General features: G+C 76.6%; 5 protein-coding genes. 4 read left to right on the forward strand and 1 reads right to left on the reverse strand.

Annotated elements, in window-relative coordinates; genetic code table 11:
* Both ACIA8O_RS34140 and ACIA8O_RS34145 read left to right on the forward strand, forming a co-directional pair.
* Complete coding sequence (locus ACIA8O_RS34140) at positions 1 to 3,273, forward strand: amino acid adenylation domain-containing protein (RefSeq protein WP_396297906.1); 3,273 nt, start codon at positions 1 to 3, stop codon at positions 3,271 to 3,273.
* Positions 3,270 to 5,291, forward strand: a complete 2,022-nt coding sequence (locus ACIA8O_RS34145; protein WP_396297907.1) for a beta-ketoacyl synthase N-terminal-like domain-containing protein — start codon at positions 3,270 to 3,272, stop codon at positions 5,289 to 5,291. Before ACIA8O_RS34140 ends, ACIA8O_RS34145 begins: the two co-directional genes overlap by 4 nt.
* Before the next feature lie 109 nt (positions 5,292 to 5,400).
* On the opposite strand, the gene ACIA8O_RS34150 is transcribed toward ACIA8O_RS34145, so the two are convergent.
* Positions 5,401 to 5,967 carry a heme-binding protein gene (locus tag ACIA8O_RS34150; RefSeq protein ID WP_396297908.1) on the reverse strand — a complete coding sequence of 189 codons (567 nt, stop codon included), beginning with the start codon at positions 5,965 to 5,967 and terminating at the stop codon, positions 5,401 to 5,403.
* A gap of 259 nt (positions 5,968 to 6,226) precedes the next feature.
* Between ACIA8O_RS34150 and ACIA8O_RS34155 the strand changes: the two genes are divergently transcribed.
* A complete protein-coding gene (locus ACIA8O_RS34155; protein ID WP_396297909.1) occupies positions 6,227 to 6,460 on the forward strand; it encodes a hypothetical protein in 234 nt (77 codons plus the stop codon).
* A 129-nt stretch (positions 6,461 to 6,589) separates the two neighbouring features.
* Positions 6,590 to 6,868, forward strand: a complete 279-nt coding sequence (locus ACIA8O_RS34160; protein WP_396297910.1) for a hypothetical protein — start codon at positions 6,590 to 6,592, stop codon at positions 6,866 to 6,868.
* Positions 6,869 to 7,026 lie beyond the last annotated feature (158 nt).

A 7,026-nucleotide genomic window follows, 5' to 3' on the forward strand; every position in this document is an offset into this window, starting at 1 on the left:
ATGCCGCCCGCCGAACCCCAACCACTCCCGCCGTCGGCCGAACCCCAGCCCCTCCCACCGCCCGAGGAGTACGAGTTCCCGGTCTCGCCGGCCCAGGCCCGGCTGCTGGTGCTGGACCGGATGCACCCCGGCAGCGCCCAGTACCACGTGCCGGCCGCCTTCCTGGTGGACGGCCCGTTCGACCTGCCCGCCTTCGGCAGGGCGCTGGACGCCCTGGTCGCCCGGCACGAGTCGCTGCGCACCTCGCTGCGCGCCGAGGGCGGCGAGTACCGGCAGGTGGTGGCCGAACGGGCCCGGGTCGAGATCGGGATCGGGCAGGTCGACTCCGTCGAGGAGGCCCGCCCGGTGCTGCTGGCCGAGGCCGCCCGGCCGTTCGACCTGGCGGACGGCCCGCTGCTGCGCTGCACCGTGTACACGGTGGCCGGCGGCGGCCACCTGGTGCTGCTGACGGTCCACCACGCGGTCTGCGACGGCTGGTCGCTCCAGCTGATGCTGGCCGAACTCGGCGCGCTGCACCGGGGCGAGGAGCTGGAGCCACTGCCGCTCCAGTACCCGGACTACGCCGCCTGGCAGCGGGAGCGGCAGGAGGGCGGGGGCTTCGACGCCTCGGTTGGCCACTGGCGCGAACTGCTGGCCGGTGCGCCCGCCACCCTGGAGCTGCCCACCGACCGGCCGCGCCCCGCCGTGCAGTCGGCCGGTGGCGGGGCCGAGCGCTTCGTGCTGACCGCCGCCGTCCGGGCCCGGCTGGCCGAGCTGGCCCGCCGCCGGGGCACCACCCCCTTCACCGTGCTGTTCGCCGCCTACCACGCCTTCCTGGCCCGGATCTCCGGCCGCCGCGACCTGGTGGTGGGCTTCCCGGTCTCCGGCCGGGACCTGCCCGAACTCCAGGGCATGGTGGGCATGTTGACCAACACCCTGGCGCTGCGCACCGAGCTGGACGAGCGCCGCTCCTTCCACCACCTGGTGGACGCGCTGCGGGACCGGCTGGACGCCTCCCGCCCGTACCAGGACGCGCCGTTCGGTGCCGTGGTGGACGCCGTCGCGCCCGAGCGGCAGCTCAGCCACGATCCGGTGGTGCAGGTGATGTTCGCCTACGACGACGACACCGAGCTCCGGCTCGACCTGCCCTGGGTGCGCACCGAGCGGCTCGAACTGCTGCTGCCGGACGCCAAGTTCGACCTGATGCTGTACGTCGAGCGGCTGGGCGAGGACCTGGTGGCCCGGTTCTTCCACCGGACCGACCTGTTCGACCGGGGGACGGTCCGGGCCTGGGCACGCAGCTTCCAGGAGCTGCTGGACGGCCTGCTGGACCGCCCCGACCGGCCGCTCGCCGAGGTCGGCCTGCTGCCCGCCGAGGACCGCCACCGCATCCTGCGCGGGTGGAACGCCACCGCCACCGCCACCACCGACCGCACGGTCCACGACCTGGTGGCCGAGCGCGCCGCCGAGCGTCCCGGGGCGCTCGCCCTGGTCGCCGAGGAGACCATCCTGACCTACCGTCAACTCCTCGACCGGGCCGACGCCCTGGCCGCACGGCTGCGCGCCGCCGGGGTCGGCGTCGGGGTGCCGGTCGGGCTCTGTCTGCCGCGCACCGCCGAGGTGGCCGTGGCCGCCCTCGCGGTGCTCCGGGCCGGCGGCGCCTACCTGCCGCTGGACCCCGAGCAGCCCCCGGCCCGGCTGGCCCACATGCTCACCGAGGCCGGCGCCGCCCTGGTGCTGGCCACCCCGGCGACCGCCGGCCGGGTCGCGGGCCCGGGCGTCCGGGTCGGCGTGCTCGGCGAGGGCGACGGGCCCGAACTCGCCCCCGCCGTCCGCCCGGTGGGCGAGCCGGGCCCGGGCGACCTCGCCTACGTGCTCTACACCTCGGGCTCCACCGGCACCCCCAAGGGCGTGGCCGTCGAGCACCGGGCCCTGACCAACCTGGCCGTCGGCGTCCGTCCGCAGTTCCCGGTGACGGCGGCCGACCGGGTGCTCCAGTACGTCTCCTTCGGCTTCGACGTGGCCGTCTCCGACCTCTTCTTCGCCTGGGTGGCCGGAGCCGAGCTGCACCTGGCCGGGGAGGACGAGCGGCTCGGCGAGCCGCTGTTCGCCCGGCTCCGGGACTCGCGCGCCAGCTACGCCTTCCTGCCGCCCTCGGCCGCCATGTCGCTGCCCTGCCCGCCCGGCGCGCTGCCCGAGCTCCGCACCCTGGCCATCGGCGGCGAGGCCTGCCCGCCCGAGCTGGTCGCCCGCTGGGCGGTCGGCGGCCGCCGCCTGGTGGACGCGTACGGGCCGAGCGAGAACACCGTCTACTCGACCACCGCCGTCCTGCGGCCCGGGGAGCCGGTGGTGATCGGCCGCCCGGTCGCCAACACCCGTGCCTACGTGCTGGATCCGCGGCTGCGCCCGGTGCCGGTCGGCGTGGTCGGCGAGATCTACCTGGCGGGCACCGGCCTGGCCCGGGGCTACCAGAGCCGGCCGGGCCTGACCGCCGAACGCTTCGTCGCCGACCCGTACGGCCCGCCCGGCAGCCGGATGTACCGCACGGGCGACCTGGGCCGCTTCGACGCCGAGGGCACCCTGAGCTACCTCGGCCGGGTGGACGGCCAGGTCAAGGTGCGCGGCTTCCGGGTCGAGCTCGGCGAGATCGAGACCGTGCTGGCCGCCCACCCGGAGGTCTCGCGGGCCGCCGCCACCGTCTTCGGCACCGGCACGGACCGGCGGCTGGCCGGCTACGCGGTGCCCGCCGACCCGGCGGCGGCCCCGGCCCTGGCCGGGCTGCGCGGCTGGCTGGCCGACCGCCTGCCCGGCTACATGGTGCCGGAGACCATCCAGCTGCTGCCGGAGCTGCCGCTCAACCGCTCCGGCAAGGTGGACCGCGGCCGGCTGCCCGAACCCTCCGGCGCCCGGCCCGAGCTGGACCGCCCCTACACCGCGCCGCGGAGCGCGACCGAGCTCGCGCTGGCCGGGCTCTGGTCCGCCGTCCTGGGCGTGGAGCGGATCGGGGTGCACGACAACTTCTTCGAGCTGGGCGGCAATTCGATCCGGCTGCTCGCCGTCCAGACCGCCCTGCGCGAGCGCGGCCACCCCGGCCTCGGCCTGGTGGAGCTCTTCCGCCACCCCGACATCGCCACCCTGGCCCGGCGGTTGGACGGCGCCGGAGCCGACGGGGCCGAGCAGGCCCGGTCGGCCGCCGCCGGCCACGGCCGGGCCCGGCGGGAGCGGCTGGCCGCCGCCCGCACCCGTACCGGCACCCGCACCACCAGCGACCACCCGAAGGGACACCAGGGATGACCAGCGACGCATCGACCGTGGCGATCGTGGGGATGGCCGGCCGCTTCCCCGGCGCCCGCGACCTCACCGAGTACTGGGCCAACCTGCGGGACGGCGTCTGCTCCATCACCGACTTCGACCGGGACCGGCTGCGCGCCGCCGGAGTCCCCGAGGAGGAGCTGTCCCACCCCGACTACGTCCCGGCCAAGGGCTTCCTGGCGGACGCCGACCGCTTCGACGCCGAGCTGTTCGGCTTCAACCGGGCCGAGGCCGCCGTCCTCGACCCGCAGCACCGGCTGCTGCTGGAGACGGCCTGGAACGCCCTGGAGGACGCCGGCCACGACCCGCTCCACCCGCCCGCCCGCACCGGCGTCTACGTCGGCGGCAGCCTCACCGAGCACCACCTGGCCGTCCAGACGGACCGGGCGCTCGCCGCCGGGTTCGGCGGCCTCCAGCTGCGGATCCTGACCGACCGCGAGTTCCTGGCCCCCTGGATCTCCTACCGGCTCGGCCTGGACGGCCCCAGCCTCACCGTGCAGACCGCCTGCTCCACCTCGCTGACCGCCGTCCACCTCGCGGTGCAGGCGCTGCTGCTCGGCGAGTGCGACGCCGCGCTGGCCGGCGGCGTCTCGGTGGACACCGTCGAACCGCGCGGCTACCGCTACCGGGCGGGCGACGTCCTCTCGCCCGACGGCCGCTGCCGCCCCTTCGACGAGCGCTCCGCCGGGACGGTCACCGGCAACGGCGTCGGCCTGGTCCTGCTCAAGCGCCTGGAGGACGCGCTGGCCGACGGCGATCCGGTGCACGCCGTGATCCGCGGCAGCGCCGTCACCAACGACGGGTCGGCCAAGGTCGGCTTCACCGCCCCGAGCGTGGACCGGCAGAGCGCCGCCGTGGTCGAGGCCTGGGCGGCGGCCGGCCTGGAGCCCTCGGACGCCGGCTACCTGGAGATGCACGGCACCGCCACCGAGCTCGGCGACCGGATCGAACTCGCCGCCGCCACGGCCGCGTTCGGCAAGGCGGGGGAGGGGGCCGGCTGCGGCATCGGTTCGGTCAAGTCCAACCTCGGCCACCTCGACGCGGCGTCCGGGGTGGCCGGTCTGATCAAGGTCGCGCTGATGCTCCGTCACCGCACCCTGGCCCCCACCGTCAACGTCTCCCGCCCGCACCCCGACCTGCTCGGCACCCCGTTCTCGCTGGTCACGGCGCCCGCCGCCTGGGAGGCCCCGGCCGAGGGTCCCCGGCTGGCCGGGCTGAACGGCACCGGCATCGGCGGCACCAACGTCCACCTGGTGCTGGCCGAGGCCCCCGAGGCGCCGCCGCAGCCCCCGCCCACCGGTGCCGTGGTGCTGCCGGTCTCCGCCCGCACCGCCGATCAACTCGCCGAGCTGGCAGGACGGTTGGCCGGTGCGGTGGACGGCCTGCCGCTGGCCGGGGTGGCCCGGACGCTGCGCACCGGCCGGGCCGCGCTGGACGTCCGGGCCCACGTGGTGGCCACCGACGGCCGGGAGGCGGCCGAGGCCTTCGCCGCACTGGCCGAGGGCCGGACCCCCGCCGCCACCGACCCCTCCGGCGAGGAGTGGGCCCGCGGCGGCCCGGTCGACTGGCCCGCCCTCCCGCCGGGCACCCGCCGGGTGCACCTGCCGGCCCTGCCCTTCGCGGGGGAGCCGCGCGGCGCCCGGTCGCTCTCCGCCCCGGCCGGGGACCTCCCCGTCGCGCAGGCCGCTCCCGCCGTGGCTGCCGCGGCCGCCGCGGCGGACCAGGAGCGGGTGGCCGCCCTGCTGGTGGCCACGCTCGGCCTGGACGGCCCGGAGGAGCTGGCGACCCAGACCTACTTCGGCGCCGGCGGGGACTCGCTCACCGCGGTCCAGCTGCTCGCCCGCCTCCGGGACGAGCTCGGCCTGGAGGTCCCGCTGGAGCTCTTCCTGGAGCAGCTGACCCTGCGTGAGCTGGCCTCCCGGATCGTGGCCGGCCCCGGGAACGACGACGAGGACGCCCTGCTCGCCTCCCTCCTCGACGAGTTCGAGGCGGAGGGCTGAGCAGGGCGTCCCGTGGGGGAGGGCGGCCACCGGCGCGCGGGGGTCTCCGCCGGTGGCCACCGGTCCTGGCGGGGCGCACCGGCCGTCAGGTGCCGGGGCGCCCGCCGGGTCACTTGCCGAGCGCGGCGACACCGGCCTGGGCGAACTTCTCGTCCAGGTCGCCGGACGGCGCACCGGCCACGCCGATGCCCGCGATCGGGGCGCCCTTGTCGGCGACGGGGGCGCCACCGCCGAGGAAGAGGGTGCCCGGGATGTCCTTCAGGTTCGGGGCCTGGGCGAGACGCTTGGCCAGCTCCGAGGTCGGGGCGTTCCAGGACACGGCGGTGAACGCCTTGCGCTCGGCCGACTCGTAGGACTGCGGGCCGGCGCCGTCGCCGCGCAGGGTGACCACGGTGTTGCCGTTGCGGTCGACGACCGCGACGGAGACCCGCTGGTTCTCCTTCTGCGCGGCGTCCAGCGCGGCCTGGGCGGCCTTGGTGGCGGCGGCGACGGTCAGGTGGGTGCTGGTGAAGGTGTCGTTCTTCTTGATGTCGGCGGCCGGCGCGGCCTGGGTGGTCTGGGCGGTGTCGCTCTTCGGCGCGGCGGTCGCGGAGAGCGCGCCGACGGTGCCGGCCCCGGCCACCGCGAGGACGGCGGCACCGGTCAGGACGCGGACCCGAACAGTCTTCTTCTGCATGCCACTTGCTCCACTCAGGATCTGGGGGGAACCACCGGCTCCCGCTCTCGTCATCGATCCTCGCCCCGGAACCGCCCCTTCCTCGTCGACGCCCCGGCCGACCAGGGGGTCATCCGATCGGTTGACCCCCCACCACCCACCCGGTCGGCCGGAGGACACGCCGCCGGGCGGGCGAGGGTACGCACCGTGCCCGTGCCGGGCGGATACTGCTAGAGGCCCTTGGGCCTCAGTGGCCCTTCGAACCAGCAGGGACGGAGCCATGCGCGAGAACCCCGAGAATCCCGAGTTCCCCGAGGACTACGACGACTTCGAGGCGGAGGCGGCGCCGGTCGTCCAGGAGGCGGTGGACGCCGAGCGCGACGTCGCCGACCACCTGGGGGACGACTACGAGCAGCTGCGGGAGCGCCGGGCGCTCGGCCACGAGGACGCGGACGACGCGGACGCGGCGGAGCAGAGCCGGGTGGTCGACCTGGACGAGGAGGAGTACCGCTGACGGCCCCCGGCCCGGGCGGTCGATGGGTGGACGTAATGGGTCAGAAGGTTAGAATCCGGGCATAACTGCCTGGCGTACGGATCGCCGCGCACACCGGCGGGGCGACCGTTCGCCGAACGGAGGTCGACGATGACCAAGCGATCCACGGGCTCGATGACCAAGCTCCGCACCGGCATGCAGGAGATGCTCCAGCGCCGGTCCATGACCGCAGATCCGGGCATGCGCCCGCCGATGACGGGCGGTGGCGGGGCGGCCGGCGGCTCGTCCGCCCCGCACTTCGGGGACGCCGTCTTCAGCCACGGCGGCCGCCGCGCCTTCGCGGCCCCGGCGATGGCCTCCGGCCCGGCGCACCACGCCGAGCTGCCCGGCCACCGGCACCGGGGAGCGGAGAAGCACTCGGCCCACTGAGGCGGCCCGTCGAGACGGCCCGCCGAGAAGGGCCACCGAGAAGGGCCGCCGAACCGGCCCCGAGGGGCGGCCCCCCGCCCCCCCGGGGGCCCCCCCCCGGCCCCGCCCCCCCCCCCCCGGGGCCCCCGGGGGGGGGGGGCCGCCCGGCCCCCCCCCCC

It is taken from the genome of Kitasatospora sp. NPDC051853 (genome assembly GCF_044452665.1).
Taxonomy (GTDB): domain Bacteria; phylum Actinomycetota; class Actinomycetes; order Streptomycetales; family Streptomycetaceae; genus Kitasatospora.

Coding starts and splice junctions, on each gene's coding strand:
- ACIA8O_RS34145 (WP_396297907.1), top strand. CDS start 3,270: ATGACCAGCGACGCATCGACCGTGGCGATCGTGGGGATGGCCGGCCGC.
- ACIA8O_RS34150 (WP_396297908.1), bottom strand. CDS start 5,967: ATGCAGAAGAAGACTGTTCGGGTCCGCGTCCTGACCGGTGCCGCCGTC.
- ACIA8O_RS34160 (WP_396297910.1), top strand. CDS start 6,590: ATGACCAAGCGATCCACGGGCTCGATGACCAAGCTCCGCACCGGCATG.
- ACIA8O_RS34140 (WP_396297906.1), top strand. CDS start 1: ATGCCGCCCGCCGAACCCCAACCACTCCCGCCGTCGGCCGAACCCCAG.
- ACIA8O_RS34155 (WP_396297909.1), top strand. CDS start 6,227: ATGCGCGAGAACCCCGAGAATCCCGAGTTCCCCGAGGACTACGACGAC.